Annotated in this window: 16 protein-coding genes; 12 read left to right on the forward strand and 4 right to left on the reverse strand. The window is 66.6% G+C overall.

Going from position 1 to position 14546, the window contains the following annotated elements; translation table 11 throughout:
- The first annotated feature begins 9 nt into the window (after positions 1–9).
- From denD to PSV40_RS02910, 10 genes are all read left to right on the forward strand, one after another.
- Positions 10–1011 carry a D-erythronate dehydrogenase gene (gene denD / locus PSV40_RS02865; RefSeq protein ID WP_300533923.1) on the forward strand — a complete coding sequence of 334 codons (1002 nt, stop codon included), beginning with the start codon at positions 10–12 and terminating at the stop codon, positions 1009–1011.
- Positions 1012–1052: 41 nt separating this feature from the next.
- Entirely contained in the window at positions 1053–1964 is a 912-nt protein-coding gene (locus PSV40_RS02870) for a 2-dehydro-3-deoxygalactonokinase (protein ID WP_300533926.1), read from the forward strand.
- Positions 1961–2599 carry a 2-dehydro-3-deoxy-6-phosphogalactonate aldolase gene (locus tag PSV40_RS02875; protein WP_300533929.1) on the forward strand — a complete coding sequence of 213 codons (639 nt, stop codon included), beginning with the start codon at positions 1961–1963 and terminating at the stop codon, positions 2597–2599. Before PSV40_RS02870 ends, PSV40_RS02875 begins: the two co-directional genes overlap by 4 nt.
- On the forward strand, positions 2596–3390 hold the full coding sequence (locus PSV40_RS02880; RefSeq protein ID WP_300533931.1) for an SDR family NAD(P)-dependent oxidoreductase: 795 nt from the start codon (positions 2596–2598) through the stop codon (positions 3388–3390). The genes PSV40_RS02875 and PSV40_RS02880 overlap by 4 nt, the downstream gene beginning before the upstream one ends.
- Positions 3391–3578: 188 nt before the next feature.
- Positions 3579–4043: a hypothetical protein gene (locus tag PSV40_RS02885; protein ID WP_300533934.1), complete on the forward strand. Its 465-nt coding sequence runs from the start codon at positions 3579–3581 to the stop codon at positions 4041–4043.
- A gap of 8 nt (positions 4044–4051) precedes the next feature.
- Positions 4052–4501, forward strand: a complete 450-nt coding sequence (locus tag PSV40_RS02890) for a DUF302 domain-containing protein (RefSeq protein WP_300533937.1) — start codon at positions 4052–4054, stop codon at positions 4499–4501.
- 12 nt (positions 4502–4513) lie between these two features.
- On the forward strand, positions 4514–4768 hold the full coding sequence (locus PSV40_RS02895) for an SHOCT domain-containing protein (RefSeq protein ID WP_300533939.1): 255 nt from the start codon (positions 4514–4516) through the stop codon (positions 4766–4768).
- A 141-nt stretch (positions 4769–4909) separates the two neighbouring features.
- Positions 4910–7324, forward strand: coding sequence for a heavy metal translocating P-type ATPase (locus PSV40_RS02900; protein ID WP_300533942.1), 2415 nt, complete (start codon positions 4910–4912; stop codon positions 7322–7324).
- Between the two features lie 69 nt (positions 7325–7393).
- Positions 7394–8656, forward strand: a complete 1263-nt coding sequence (locus tag PSV40_RS02905; protein ID WP_300533945.1) for a DUF4010 domain-containing protein — start codon at positions 7394–7396, stop codon at positions 8654–8656.
- 11 nt (positions 8657–8667) lie between these two features.
- Positions 8668–9312: a DNA-3-methyladenine glycosylase I gene (locus PSV40_RS02910; RefSeq protein ID WP_300533947.1), complete on the forward strand. Its 645-nt coding sequence runs from the start codon at positions 8668–8670 to the stop codon at positions 9310–9312.
- Positions 9313–9385: 73 nt separating this feature from the next.
- Here the strand turns inward: PSV40_RS02910 and PSV40_RS02915 are convergent, their stop codons facing one another.
- From PSV40_RS02915 to PSV40_RS02925, 3 genes are read right to left on the reverse strand one after another with little or no spacing between them, the layout of a single operon-like run.
- The gene (locus PSV40_RS02915) at positions 9386–10795 is read right to left on the reverse strand and encodes an MATE family efflux transporter (RefSeq protein ID WP_300533950.1); all 1410 of its coding nucleotides are present in this window, start codon (positions 10793–10795) and stop codon (positions 9386–9388) included.
- 12 nt (positions 10796–10807) lie between these two features.
- Positions 10808–12085 (reverse strand): MFS transporter, encoded by a 1278-nt coding sequence (locus PSV40_RS02920; RefSeq protein WP_300533953.1) that lies wholly within the window; start codon positions 12083–12085, stop codon positions 10808–10810.
- On the reverse strand, positions 12075–12560 hold the full coding sequence (locus PSV40_RS02925; protein WP_300533956.1) for a MarR family winged helix-turn-helix transcriptional regulator: 486 nt from the start codon (positions 12558–12560) through the stop codon (positions 12075–12077). Before PSV40_RS02925 ends, PSV40_RS02920 begins: the two co-directional genes overlap by 11 nt.
- Before the next feature lie 48 nt (positions 12561–12608).
- Here PSV40_RS02925 and PSV40_RS02930 point away from each other — a divergent pair, with 48 nt between their 5' ends.
- Entirely contained in the window at positions 12609–13184 is a 576-nt protein-coding gene (locus PSV40_RS02930; protein WP_300533958.1) for a PaaI family thioesterase, read from the forward strand.
- A 33-nt stretch (positions 13185–13217) separates the two neighbouring features.
- Here the strand turns inward: PSV40_RS02930 and PSV40_RS02935 are convergent, their stop codons facing one another.
- Positions 13218–13850 (reverse strand): class I SAM-dependent methyltransferase, encoded by a 633-nt coding sequence (locus PSV40_RS02935; protein ID WP_300533961.1) that lies wholly within the window; start codon positions 13848–13850, stop codon positions 13218–13220.
- Positions 13851–13972: 122 nt separating this feature from the next.
- On the opposite strand from PSV40_RS02935, the gene gloA reads away from it, so the two are divergent.
- Positions 13973–14386, forward strand: coding sequence for a lactoylglutathione lyase (gloA, locus tag PSV40_RS02940; RefSeq protein ID WP_300533963.1), 414 nt, complete (start codon positions 13973–13975; stop codon positions 14384–14386).
- The last annotated feature ends 160 nt before the right edge of the window (positions 14387–14546 follow it).

Genomic DNA, 14546 nt, shown 5'->3' on the forward strand with positions numbered 1-14546 from the left:
AGGCTTGACATGAAATTACTCATCACGGGCGGCGCCGGTTTTGTGGGCGCCAGGCTGGCCCGCGCGATTCTCCAGAAGGGCCGGCTCGATGGCCAGGCCATTGACGAGCTGCACATTGCCGACATGTTTGCACCGCCCGCCGATCTGGCGGCCGACAAGCGGGTGCGGGTGCACACCGGCCCGCTGCTCAATCAGTCGGCCCTGTTTGCCAGCGGCTTCGACGCCGTGTTCCACCTGGCCTCGGCCGTGTCGGGCGAGTGCGAGCTGGACTTCGACCTGGGCCTGCGTTCCAACCTCGACAGCACCCGCCTTCTGCTCGACGGCCTGCGCCAGGCCGGCAATGCCCCGCGCCTGGTGTTCGCCAGTTCGGTGGCGGTATTCGGCCCCGACGCGTCCAACCCCCTGCCCGACCTCGTGAGCGACCACACCCTGCCGTCGCCGCAGACCTCCTACGGCACCCACAAGCTGGTGTGCGAACACCTGATTGCCGACTACACCCGCAAGGGTTTTGTCGATGGCCGCTCGGCGCGCCTGATGACGGTCACCGTGCGCCCGGGCAAGCCCAACGGCGCGGCGTCCTCGTTTTTTAGCGGCATCATCCGCGAGCCCCTGGCCGGCGAGGAAACCACCTGCCCGGTGGACGCCAACGTCACACATCCGGTGTCATCGCCGTCGAACACGGTGCATGGCCTGATCACCGTGTTCGAGGCCAGCCAGCAAGCCATGGGCGGGCGCCTGGCACTCAACCTGCCCGGCCTCAATGTCAGCGTCGGCGAGATGCTGCAGGCCCTGGAAGAGGTTGCCGGCCCCGAGGTCCGCCGGCGGGTGCGCTTCGAACGCGACGAACGCATCGCCGGCATCGTGGCCAACTGGGCGCGCGGCGCCAGCGCCGGCCGGGCGCACGCCCTCGGCCTGAAGCCCGACGCGTCCTTCAAGGCCATCATTGAACAGTACATCGAGGATTGCCGCAGCCCCGCCTACCCGGCGGGTGCCCTGCAGGGCATGTCCTGAACCATGCCCACCGGCATGCCTGGCCCCATCCCTGGTCCCGCATGAACGGCCGACGACTGCTGGCCGTGGACTGGGGCACCTCGTCGCTGCGCGGGGCGCTGGTCGCGCCCGATGGCCAGGTGCTGGAAGAACGTGCCCTGGCGCGCGGCATCCTCAGCGTGGCGGCCGGCGAATTTCCGGCAGTTTTTGAAAACGCGTTTGGCGACTGGATGACGGCCGGCACGCTGTGCCTGATTTCGGGCATGGCCGGCAGCCAGCAGGGTTGGCGGGAAGCGCCCTACTGCGCCTGTCCGGCCGGTTTCAGCGACATCGCCGCGAGGCTTGAATGGCTGGAGCCTGGCCGCATTGCCATCGTGCCCGGCCTCAGCATCAGCACGGACGGTGTCCCCGATGTCATGCGCGGCGAGGAAACGCAGATCGTCGGTGCCCTGCTGCTGCTGGGCATCGCCGATGCACGCCTGGTGCTGCCGGGGACCCACAGCAAATGGGTCACGGTCGCCGGCGGCCGCATCACGGATTTTTCGACCTGGATGACCGGCGAGTTTTACGCCCTGCTGCGCCAGCACTCGATTCTGGCGCGCACGCTGCCCGCGGGGGAGCCGCCGGCAGACACCGCCGCTTTCGGGCAGGGCGTGGCCCGCGCGCTGGCCGGCCCCGGCCTGCTGCACACGGCCTTCAGCACGCGCACCCTGTCCCTGTTCCAGCGCATGGCGCCCGATACCCTGCCCAGCTACCTGTCAGGGCTGGTCATCGGCGAAGAACTCAAGGGCCAGAACCTGCAGCGCGGCGAGTCCGTGGTGCTCATGGGTGCAGAGGCGTTGACCGCGCGTTATGAACAGGCGCTGGCGCAGCTGGACGTGACGGTCCGGCGCGTGGGCGCCAGTGCCACCTGGCGCGGCCTGCGCGCCATTGCCGATACCTTGCCTACACCCCCCTCTTCCATGAACCCATGAACGCCTCCCCAAAATTTGCCGCTGCCCTGCAGACCCTGCCGCTGGTCGCCATCCTGCGCGGCCTGCGCCCTGCCGAGGCCGTCCCGGTGGGCCAGGCGCTGCTGTCAACCGGCTGGACGCTGATCGAAGTCCCGCTCAATTCACCGCAACCGCTGGACAGCATTGCGGCCCTGGCCGCCGCCTGTCCCCAGGCCCTGGTCGGCGCCGGCACGGTGCTGAGTGTGGAGGACGTGCGCGATGTACAGGCCGCGGGCGGCCAGCTGATTGTGTCGCCGAACTTCAACCCGGCCGTCGTGCGCGAAGCCGTGCGGCTGGGTCTGGTCTGCCTGCCCGGCGTGATGACGGCCAGCGAGGCCTTTGCCGCGCTTGAATGCGGCGCCACCGGCCTGAAAATTTTCCCGGCGGAGATGATCACACCCGCCGTGCTGAAAGCGCTGCGCGCGGTACTGCCGGCCGCAACCAAGGTGCTGCCGGTGGGCGGCATCATGCCGGACAACATGGCGGCTTATTTCGCAGCGGGCGCCAGCGGCTTCGGCATCGGGTCGGCGCTCTACAGGCCCGGCATGGCGGCCGCAGAAGTCGCCGCAAACGCTACAAAATTCATAGCTGCTTGCGCTGGTACCATAAGGACATGAGCACTATTTCATCCTCCAACTCATCATCCATCTCCTTTGGTCTCGCGGGCCGCGTCTGCATGGTCACGGGCGGCGCCCAGGGCATCGGCGAGGCGTGTTTAAGGCGCTTTGCGCGCGAAGGCGCCCAGGTCGTCATTGCCGACATTGACGACAGCCGCGGCGCGGCACTGGCCGCCGAGCTGGGCGGCCTGTACCTGCATTGCGACGTCGGCGACAAGGCCCAGGTCGATGCGCTGGTGGCGCAAACCATGGCCGCCCACGGCCGCATCGATGTGCTGGTCAACAACGCCGGCATTTTCCGGGCCGCCGATTTTCTGGAGGTCACCGAGGCCGACTTCGACGCCGTGCTGCGCATCAACCTCAAGGGCTCGTTTCTGGTGGGCCAGGCCGTGGCGCGCGTGATGGCCGGCGCGGGCAGGGGCAGCATCATCAACATGAGTTCGGTCAACGCCGTGCTGACCATTCCGACCATTGCCAGCTACAACGTCAGCAAGGGCGGCATCAACCAGCTCACCCGCGTGATGGCGCTGGCGCTGGCCGACAAGGGCATTCGCGTGAACGCGGTCGCGCCCGGCACCATCGCCACCGAGCTGGCCGCCAAAGCGGTGCTGACCAGCGACGAAGCCAAAGCCAGAATCATGAGCCGCACGCCCATGAAACGCCTGGGTGAACCCTCCGAGATCGCCGACACCGTGGCCTACCTGGCCAGCGACGCGGCGAGTTACATCACCGGCGAGATCGTGGTGGTCGACGGTGGGCGCATGACGCTGAATTACACCGTGGCGGTCTAGACGCACCACCGGTCGCCCAACCCGAACGGAGGTTGAGGCATGTCCATGACCCGCTGACGCCCGCCACAGGCCGGCTGAAGGTGGCAAATTTCGGTTTCCGGTTGACATGGATCATGGACGCGCGCGGGCGAGCTGCCAAAAAATGACCAGAGTCCATAGACTGGCTGTTCAAACTTCTGGAGTTCGCCATGACACCTCTTCGCCTGGTTTCGATCATCGCCGTCACCGCTACCTTGGGCCTGGCCGGTTGCGCCCAGACACGTTACGGTCACATGGCCCATCATGGCGGCGCAGCACCGGCATCCGGACAAGCCATGCCCATGGCCGGTCCCGGCGGCCCTATGGCGCGCATGGACGACCACATGACCGCCATGCGTTCCATGCACGACAGGATGTCACGCGCCAAAACGCCGGAGGAGCGCAATGCCCTGATGGCTGAACACCAAAAACTCATGCAGGACGGCATGGGCATGATGGGCGGCATGGGACCCGGTGCCATGGGCGGCATGGGTGGCATGATGGGACCCGGTCCGGGCCCCATGGCTGGCGACCCGGCGGCACGCCAGCAATGGATGGAAAAACGCATGGAGATGATGCAGTCCATGATGCAGATGATGATGGACCGCCTGCCCCCGGCACCTGCCAAACCCTGAAAGACACCATGACCTCCAACACCACGTCCTCCGCCGGCGCAGCCTACGGCTTTTACTGCAAGCCGGACGACAACAGCTTTGCCCATGTGGTGAGCCGTGTCACCGACGCCCTCAAGGCCGAAGGCTTTGGCGTGCTGACCGATATCGACGTGCAGGCGACCATGAAAACCAAGCTGGGGGTCGATGTGCGGCCCTACCGCATCCTGGGCGCCTGCAATCCACCGCTGGCGCATCGTGCCCTGACCGCCCAGCCCGATATCGGACTGCTGCTTCCCTGCAACGTCATCGTGCGTGAAGATGACGACGGCAGCTTCACGGTGGGTTTCATGGACCCGGTGGCGGTGATGCAGATGACCGACGACCCCGAGGTGGCCAGTGTGGCCGACGAGGTTCGCAGCCGCCTCGAGCGGGTTCGCTCGGCGCTGACGGTGGCGCCCGGCGGCGCCGTGACAACCTGAGAAGGTCAGCGTATGCCCGGCCTGTTTTATGACGGTGGCTACATGATGGGTATGCACGGGCTGGGGTGGCTCGTACTGCTGCTTCTGTTGGTCCTTCTCGCCGGGGTTTTTCTTTTCGGCCGGGGCCGCTACGCGGACCGCGAAGATGACCGGCGTGAAACGCCGCATGAGATGTTGCGCAGGCGGCTGGCCAGTGGCGAAATCACCGTGGCGGAGTATGAAGAGCGCAAGGCCCTGCTCGACCGCGACGGCGGCCGGTCCGCCTGAGGCACCATCCGCGGCGCCGCCCCTTCTGCGGGCAGGGTCAAGGTCCCCGGCGGCTTGACCTTTCCATCATGGGGAGGTTTATCCTTTTCATGAAGCTGTTCAGATCTTCTGTTCAGGTCTTCAAAAAAAAGGATGCTTTCCATGAAACACACTCCTTACCCTCAACCTCACCCCGATGGCGTGGCTGCCGGCCCCGCGCATGGCGCCGGACATGACCACAGTCATACCCACTCTGACGACCCAGCCGGTCTCAAGGACCCCGTCTGCGGCATGACCGTCACCACCGCGTCAGGGCACCAGCTTGCGCACGAAGGCAGGTCCTGGTATTTCTGCAGCGCCGGTTGCCTAGCAAAATTCGCCGCCAATCCCTCGGCCTACCTCGACAAGCCGACGGCAGCTCCCGCCCCGGAAGCAAAAACCGCAGTTGCCGATGGCCAGGCCGGGTCCACCATCTACACCTGCCCCATGCACCCGGAGATCCGGCAGGACCATCCCGGCAACTGCCCAATCTGCGGCATGACGCTGGAGCCGGTCATGCCCAGCCTCGACGAGGACGAGAACCCGGAACTCAAGTCCTTTACCCGCCGCTTCTGGTGGACGCTGCCGCTGACGGTGGTGGTCACCGTGCTGGCGATGTTCGGCCACCAGCTCGGCTGGTTCGACATGGCCACCCAGAGCTGGATCGAGCTGGTGCTGACCCTGCCCGTGGTCCTGTGGGCGGGCTGGCCGTTTTTCGTGCGGGGTGCGCAGTCGGTCTTCCACCGCAGCCCCAACATGTGGACCCTGATCGGCCTGGGGACGGGCGCCGCTTTTGTTTACAGCGTGGTGGCAACCGTGGCGCCCGGCGTGTTCCCCGACTCGTTCATTTCCATGGGACGCGTGGCCGTCTATTTTGAAGCGGCGGCAGTCATCATTTCACTGACACTGCTCGGCCAGATGCTGGAGCTGAAGGCGCGCTCGCAGACCTCGGCCGCGATCAAGTCCCTGCTTGGGCTGGCGCCCAGGACCGCGCGGCGCATCCAGGCCGACGGCACGGAAGAAGACGTGCCGCTGACCCATGTGCATGTGGGCGACAGCCTGCGGGTGCGCCCCGGCGAGAAAGTGCCGGTCGATGGCGTCGTCACCGAAGGCAGCAGCGCGGTCGATGAATCAATGCTGACCGGCGAACCTCTGCCCGTCAGCAAACGGGCGGGCGACAAACTCATAGGCGCCACACTCAACACCAGCGGCGCCCTGGTCATGCGCTCCGAACGTGTAGGCGCGCAGACCATGTTGTCGCAGATCGTGCAGATGGTGGCGCAAGCCCAGCGCTCGAAGGCGCCCATGCAGCGCATGGCCGACCAGGTGGCGGGCTGGTTTGTCATGGCCGTGGTGGCCGTGGCCGTGCTGACCTTTTTCGGCTGGGGATTTTTCGGCCCGCAGCCGAGCTGGGTCTATGGCCTGATCAACGCGGTGGCCGTGCTGATCATCGCCTGCCCCTGCGCGCTGGGCCTGGCCACGCCGATGTCCATCATGGTGGCCACCGGCAAGGCGGCCGGCCAGGGCATTCTTTTCCGCGATGCGGCAGCGATCGAACACTTGCGCACCGTCGATGTGCTGATCGTCGACAAGACCGGGACGCTGACGGCGGGCAAGCCGGCCTTTGACCGGGCAGTCCCGGCCGCCGGTTTCAGCGCCGACGAGGTATTGCGGCTGGCCGCCAGCCTGGACCAGGGCAGTGAACACCCGCTGGCAGACGCCATCGTGAATGCGGCGCGCGAGCGCGGCCTGGCGCTGGACAAACCCGAAAGTTTCGAGTCGGCCAGCGGCATCGGTGTCAGCGGGCGTGTGGCCGGCCGGACACTCGCGCTCGGCAACACGGCGCTGATGACGCAGGCCGGTGTGGCGGTGGACACATTGCTGACGCAAGCAGAAGCGCTGCGTGCCGAGGGCGCCAGCGTGATGCACCTCGCCGTGGACGGCCAGCTCGCCGGCCTGCTGGCCGTGGCCGATCCGGTCAAGGCCAGCACGTCCGAGGCGCTGGCGACGCTGAAGGCCGCAGGCCTGCGCGTGATCATGGCCACCGGCGATGGCCTGACCACCGCCAAGGCCGTTGCTGCACGCCTGGGCATCAACGAGGTCCATGGCGGCGTCCAGCCCGCTGACAAGCTGATTCTGGTCAAGCGCCTGCAGGAAGAAGGCCACATCGTGGCCATGGCAGGCGACGGCATCAATGACGCACCGGCCCTGGCCCAGGCCAATGTGGGCATCGCGATGGGCACGGGTACCGACGTGGCCATGAACAGCGCCCAGGTGACGTTGGTCAAGGGCGACCTGCGCGGCATCGCACAGGCCCGGGCGATCTCGGAGGCCACCATCGCCAACATGAAGCAGAACCTCGGCTTTGCCTTTGTTTACAACGCCCTGGGCGTGCCGCTGGCCGCGGGCCTGCTCTACCCCTTCACCGGCTGGTTGCTGTCGCCGATGATTGCGGCCCTGGCGATGAGCCTGAGCTCGGTGTCCGTGATCAGCAACGCGCTGAGGCTGCGCAAGGCACGTCTATCCACCGCTGCGTGATCGGTCTGCCCGCGACACCCGCAGCCTGTCCGGCAGGGCCGGGCGCCCGCGCGCCCTTACACTGCCGCCATGCCATCCCTGCCTGACTTCTCCACCCTGCTGGGCCTGAGCGTGGCGTTGGGCATCGGCCTGCTGGTCGGCGCTGAACGAGAACGCCGCAAAGGCCGCGGGCCGACGCGCGGCGCGGCCGGCATACGCACTTTTGCGGTGGCCTCGGTGCTGGGCGCCGTCGGGGTGTTGCTGGGCGGCGGCCTGCTGCTGGCGACGGTCGCCCTGGTCACAGGCGCACTGGCCGTCGTGGCCTACCAGCGCACCCGGGAACAGGACCCGGGCATGACCACCGAGATCGCCCTGCTGCTGACCTGCCTGCTCGGCGGGCTGGCGATGCGCAACGCGGCCCTGGCCGCCGGCGTAGGCGCGGCGTTGACGGCGCTGCTGGCGGCACGCAACCGCCTTCACCATTTCGTGCGCAGCGTGCTGACCGAACGAGAGCTGCACGACGCCCTGCTGTTTTCAGCAGCGGCCCTGATCGCCCTGCCGCTGGCCCCGGACCGCTTCCTGGGCCCCTTCGGCGCCATCAACCCCCATGCCATCACCCAACTGGTCGTGCTGGTGATGGCTGTCAGCGCGCTCGGCTACGTGGCGACGCGCGCACTGGGTCCGCGTTACGGCCTGCCGCTGGCCGGGTTTGCGGCGGGTTTCATCTCGAGCACGGCCACCATTCATGCCATGGGCACACGCGCGGCCGGATCGGGCATCCAGGCGGACGGGGCCATCGCCGGTGCGGTGCTCTCCAGCCTGGCCACCATGGTGCAGCTGGCGGTCGTGGTGGCTGCGGTGCAACCGGCACTGCTCGACACGCTGAGGTGGCCGCTGGTTCTCGGCGGAGTGGCGGCATGCGCCTACAGCCTGCTGTTCTTCCTGCGCGGAGTACCTGCGGCCCATCCCGCAACCGGCCGCCCGGAACACCAGGACCTGGGCCGGGCCTTCGACCTCAAGACCGCGCTGGCGTTTGCCGCCATCGTCGGGGTGGTGCTGGTGGTGTCGGCAGCGCTCAGCGCCTGGCTGGGCGCGCGTGGCACCCTGCTGGCGGCCGCAGCCACCGGGCTGGTCGATGCCCATGCCACCGCCGCCTCGGTCGCCTCGCTGGTGGCGGCAGGCAAGCTGCCGCCGGACGCTGCCCTGTGGCCCATCCTCGCCGGACTGAGCACCAATTCGCTGATGAAGGCCGTGGTGGCCTTCCACGCCGGGGGTGCCGCCTACGCGGCGCGCATCGTGCCGGGGCTGGTGCTGATGATCGCGGCGGTCTGGCTGGGTGTGTGGCTCGGGTGAAGGAATCGCGCATGCCAGCTGATGTCACCGCCCCCGGGCTGTTTACCGACGAAACCTCCAGCACGCGCTGCGCCTGGTGCCAGGCCACGCCGCTGTACCGCCACTACCACGACACCGAATGGGGTTTCCCGGTGGCCGACGAACGCCGGCTGTTCGAGAAGATCTGCCTGGAAGGTTTTCAGGCCGGCCTGAGCTGGCTGACCATCCTGAACAAGCGCGAGGCCTTTCGCAGCGCGTTCGTCAACTTCGATGCCGAACAGGTGGCGCGTTTTGATGCCGCCGATGTCCAGCGCCTGCTAGCCGATGCAGGCATCGTGCGCCACGCCGGCAAGATCGCATCAAGCATCAACAACGCACGGCGTGTGCTGGAGCTGCGCCGCGAGTTCGGCTCGCTGGCCGCCTATGTCTGGCGCCTCGAACCGGACGCCGCGAACCGGCCGGAACAAGTCACGCTGGAAGCCGTGCGCGCCCTGCCCCATTCGCCCGCCTCGGCGGCGCTGTCCAAAGACCTGAAAAAACGCGGCTGGACCTTTGTCGGGCCGACCACGATGTACGCCTTCATGCAGGCCATGGGCCTGGTCAACGACCACCTTGAAGGTTGCACCGGCCGCGAGCTGGCGCTGGCGGCACGCGCGGCCTTCACGCCACCGGTTTGAAGGCCGCAGCCATTTGCTACTGAATACATAGCTGCTTGCGTCCGTGGTTATTGGGCTGGAGGCCTTTTTTGCTTCAAACCCCGGCGCGTGGCATTCTTTTCAGCAGCCCCGCCGTGCTGCGCGGCCAGCCGATGCCGCCAAACCAGGCGCCGCTGGCAATCGTCCAGGCATTGAGCACGCCGTAGATCACCAGCGCCACCGCCTGCGCCAGAAAAACCCCGGCCAGGCCGCCGCCCCAGCGCAGGGCCAGCCAGCCGCCAACGAGGGCCACCGCCAGCCGCGCCAGATTTCCAAGCACCGGCCAAAGCAGCCGCCCGGCCCCCTGCGACGCAAAATAAAGCGCTAGGCCAAGCCCGAAAAAACCATACACCGGCCCCACCACCCGCAGGTAGGCGCTACCGGCTTCGATCATGGCCGGGTCGCTGTTGAACAGTGAGAGCCAGGCCTTGGGAAACGCCGCGGCCCACAGGCCGATGGCTTCGGTCATCACAAAGGCCATACCCGCACCTATCCAGGTCGCGTGCAGCGCGCGCTCACGCTGGCCGGCGCCCATGCAGGTGCCCACCATCGCGACCAGCGGCGCACCGAAACCGAAGACCAGCGGCACCAGCAGATACTCCAGCCGCGAGGCCGTGCCGTAACCGGCAATCGCCGCGGTGCCGAAGCCGCCGACCAGCGCGGTGGTGATGCCGATGGCCAGGTTGGTGGCGACCGTGGACACCGTGCCGACCAGGCCGACACGCAGGATGTCCTTGAACAAAACCCAGCGAAAACGGACGTGTTCGAGCGACGGGCGCAACAGGCTTTTCGGCGACCACAGGTAGACCGCCAGCACCAGGCTGCCCACCAGGTAATAGGCCAGCAGCGCAATGGCCCCGCCGGCGATGCCCAGCGCGGGCAGCGGCCCCCAGCCGAAAATCAGCAAGGGCGACAGCGGCAGCAGCACCAGCGCGCCCAGTACGGTGACGTTGGCCGGCACCGCCATGTTGCCGGTGCCGCGTATCACCGCCGACAGTGTGTTGAAAATCCAGACCAGCACCGCGCCGGCAAACACCCAGTTGGAATACACCATGGCCGCCTCCAGCGCGCCGCCGGTGCCGCCCATGCGGGCATACAGCCAGCGCCCGCCGCCCAGCACCGCCACCGTGAACAGCAGCGCGAACACCCCAGCAATCACGATGGCATGCAGTACCAGCGCATCGGCATCGTCACGGCGCCGCGCGCCGAGTGCCCGCGCGATGGCCGAGGCGATGCCGCCGCCCATGGCACCGGCCGAAGTCATCTGCATCAGCATCACCACCGGAAACACCAGCGCCATGCCGGCCAGCGCGTCGGTGCCGAGTTTGCCGACAAAGTAGGTCTCGATCAGACCGACACCGGCCTGCGCCAGCATGACCAGCACATTGGGCGCGGCTAGGCGCAGCAGGGTCGGGGCGATTGGCGCTTCCAGCAGAAGTCGCGTTCGAGGGTCCAGGGTGGTCATGCTTCACACGCCTTATGCCAGCGTGGCCGCACGCGGCATCGGCGCCTCGCGGATCGGCAGGTTGACCAGTGCCGCCCCTGCAGCCAGCACGATGTCGATGTACCAGACCCAGTCGTAGCTGCCGGTCGCCTGGAACACATAACCACCGAGGAAGGCGCCGAAGAAGCCGCCGATCTGGTGCGCCAGCATCACGATGCCGAACAGCATGGCCATGTTGGCCGTGCCGAACATCTTGGCAACAAGGCCCGCGGTCGGCGGCACCGTCGAGAGAAAGGTCACGCCCATGACAGCGGCAAACACCAGCATCACGGTCGGTGTTTTCGGCGCCAGCAGGAACACCAGCACCGCGATGCCACGTGTCGCGTACAGCAGCGCCAGCAGCGACTTCATGCGCCAGCGGCCCACGGCCCAGCCCATGGCCAGGCTGCCGACGATGTTGAACAGGCCGATCATGGCCAGCGCCCAGCCGCCGATTTCAGGCGACAAGCCACAGGCAGCCACCACACCCGGCAGGTGCGTGGCCAGAAAGGCGACGTGGAATCCGCAGACGAAAAACCCCAGGCTCAGGTAGCGGTAACTAGGCGTGGCCAGCGCCTGGCGGATGGCCTGGGGGGCGCTCAGTGCTTTCTTGCCGGAGGCTGCCGCCGCCTGCGCCGCCAGGGCATTCGAGTTGCCTTGAAGCACCCACACCGCCGGCAGCGCCAGCAAGATCAGCACACCCAGCCACTGCATCGCGTTGGCCCAGCCGACCGCAGCCGTCAGGCCAATCGCAATCGGCGCCATCGCAAACTGGCCGAAGGAGCCGCCCGCATTGACGATGCCGCTGGCGAAGCCGCGTTTTTCCAGCGGCACCAGGCGTGCGGTCGCCGCCATCAGCACCGACGGGCCAGCCATGCCCGCGCCGCCGGCCGCCAGCACGCCAATCGCAAAAATCAGGCCCGCCGTGCTGGTCATCAGCGGCGTGAGGATGGTGCCGGTGGCCACCAGCAACACGCCCAGGAAGATCACGCGGCCGGTGCCAATGCGGTCGGCCACCGCGCCGGCAAAAGGCTGGGTCAGCCCCCACCACAACTGGCCGAAGGCGAAAGCCAGGCTGATGCTGCCTATGCCCAGCGCGGTCGAGGTATTGAGCGCCGACAGGAACAGGCCCATGGTCTGGCGCACGCCCATGGTTAGCGCAAAGGTGCCGGCCGCCGCCAGCAGCACCAGCCACAGCGCGACATGCCGCCTGGCAGACGAGGAAGGGGAAGGGGAAGAGGAAGAGGAAGAAGGGGAAGGTTTATTCATCATCAGCTCCGGAACCGGTTTCAACGGGGGACAGCAGTTCCAGCGACTCATTGATCAGGCCATGCAGCGCCAGCACGCGCTCCGCGCCCAGCAGGTGGTTCAACCCCTCCTGGGCCACCTTCCAGCGGTGGCGGGCCTCTTCGCGTTTGGCACGGCCCGCCGGTGTGATGGCCACACTGCGGCTGCGGGCATCGGTACCGGCGGCCAGCTCGATCCAGCCGGCATCAATCAGCGGTTTGAGGTTGCGCGTCAGGGTGGAAGCGCTGACCTTCATGCTTTGCGCGAGCTCGCCGGGACGCAGGGGGCCGAGTTTGACGACATGGGACAACAGCGAATACTGTGTGGTCTTCAGGCCCGCCTTCGCCATCTCGAGGTCGTAGTAGCTGGCAACGCGCCGCATCAGCTGGCGCAGCTTCAGGTTGGTGCAGCCCAGGGCTTTCAGGTCTGCCAGGACGGTGGCATCGGATTTTTTGGACATGAGACAATTGTAGCTACAATTGTTGTAGATGCAATCAAAGGAGAAGCAATGACCCCGGAAGAAACATTGGCGTTATGGAATGAAGAACGCAACGCCGTCGTCGAACGCATGCTGGCCGGCGGTGGCAAACCGGGTCTGGCCCACCCGTCCATGGTGGCCGGCAAAAGCGGGCTGGAGATCATGCAGGCCATGCTGGCCGGCGAACTGCCCTTCCCGCACATTGCCGACACGCTGGATTTTTCGCTGGTGGAGGTCGGCCCCGGCAAAGCCGTTTTCCAGGGCACGCCGCAGCTCAAGCATTACAACCCGCTGGGCACGGTGCACGGCGGCTGGTACGCCACGCTGCTGGACTCGGCACTCGGTTGCGCCGTGCACACCATGATGCCGGCCGGCCGCGCCTACACCACGGCGGAACTCGGCGTCAACATCGTGCGGGCTGCATCGCACAAAACCGGGCCGCTTCGGGCCATCGGCACGGTCATCCACTGTGGCCGGCAAATGGCCACCGCCGAAGCCCGCATCGTCGGGCCGGACGGCAAGCTGTATGCCCACGCCACCACCACCTGCCTGGTGTTTGAAGCGGCGCCGCCGGCGGACCCGACGTCCACTGACAAGAGACGCTGAATTTCCTGTCTGTTGATGACGTCAAGTCTGGTACTAGCGCTTGCGCGCCACCATGCCGATCAGGCCCGACATGCCCTGATGCCTGGGGCCTTCGACGACGAACTCTTCGTAGGTCCGGAGTTCGAGCACATCAAAGTCCGGGAACGAATTTCTCAGCAGGCTTTCGTCGTACAGAAAATCCAGCCGCCCCGGCCCGCCGGTGTTGAATTCCAGTTGCTTCGGCGAGTAGCCCTGGATCAGCATCAGGCCGCCGGGCTTGAGCGCCCTGGCCATCAATTCGAACAGCCGCTGCCGCGCCACAGGATCGGCGAACTGGAAAAAGATGCCGACCACATGGTCATAGGCCGCGCTGCGCCAGTCCCAGTCTTCCCAGCGGCAGGTCGAATACGCGACCTGCACCCCGGCGCTCGCAGCCAGCCTGGCTGCCTTGGCGACGGCGTTGGGCGAAATATCGAAGGCGTCCACGCTCAAGCCCTGCTGCGCCAGCCAGACGCTGTTGCGCCCTTCCCCGTCGGCAATGACCAGGGCCGAGCCGCCCTTGACGAACAGCGCCTGCTGGCTTTTAAGGTAGGCATTGGGTTCGGTGCCGAAAATATATTCTTCGGTCTCGAAACGTTTGTCCCAGGTTTCCCTGGGATTGGTGAAGGCGTCTTTGCTGACGGTCATGGCTTGGGTCCTGGGCAATGGATGGACAACCCCTGTCAAGACAAAAAGGGGGCCGGCTCGGAATGATGATAGGCCAGTTGCTGCGCCCAGCAAACTTTCCCCCGCCGCGGGATAATCCGCCCATGAGACTTCTACACACCATGCTGCGCGTTGGCAATCTCCAGCGCTCCATCGACTTTTACACCCAGGTGCTGGGCATGACGCTGCTGCGCACCTCGGAAAATCCGGAATACAAATACAGCCTGGCCTTTGTCGGTTATGAAGGCGGCATCCCGGGCCAGGCAGAAATCGAGCTGACCTGGAACTGGGACACCGACAGCTACGAGATGGGCACCGCCTACGGCCATATCGCACTCGGCGTGCCTGATGCCTACGCGGCCTGCGAAAAAATCAAGGCGGCCGGCGGCAATGTCACGCGCGAGGCCGGACCGGTCAAGGGCGGGACGACCGTGATTGCGTTTGTGACTGATCCGGACGGCTACAAGATCGAGTTGATCGAGCGCAAGAACGATACGGGTGGTGCGGGGTTGCGCTGATCCCATTGCGTCGCTGGCGCCCCTGGAGCCGGGGATCGCCGGCTTCACGCTGCGTCTGCGGTCTGCCTTGGACAGTAGGACGGACTCCCCACTCCCACCCCCAGCCCCTCGCCCCGCTGGGCGATGGCGGGGAGCTTCATTTGGCCGCGTGTGCTGCGCT

It is taken from the genome of Polaromonas sp. (assembly GCF_029945925.1).
Taxonomy (GTDB): Bacteria; Pseudomonadota; Gammaproteobacteria; order Burkholderiales; family Burkholderiaceae_C; genus Polaromonas.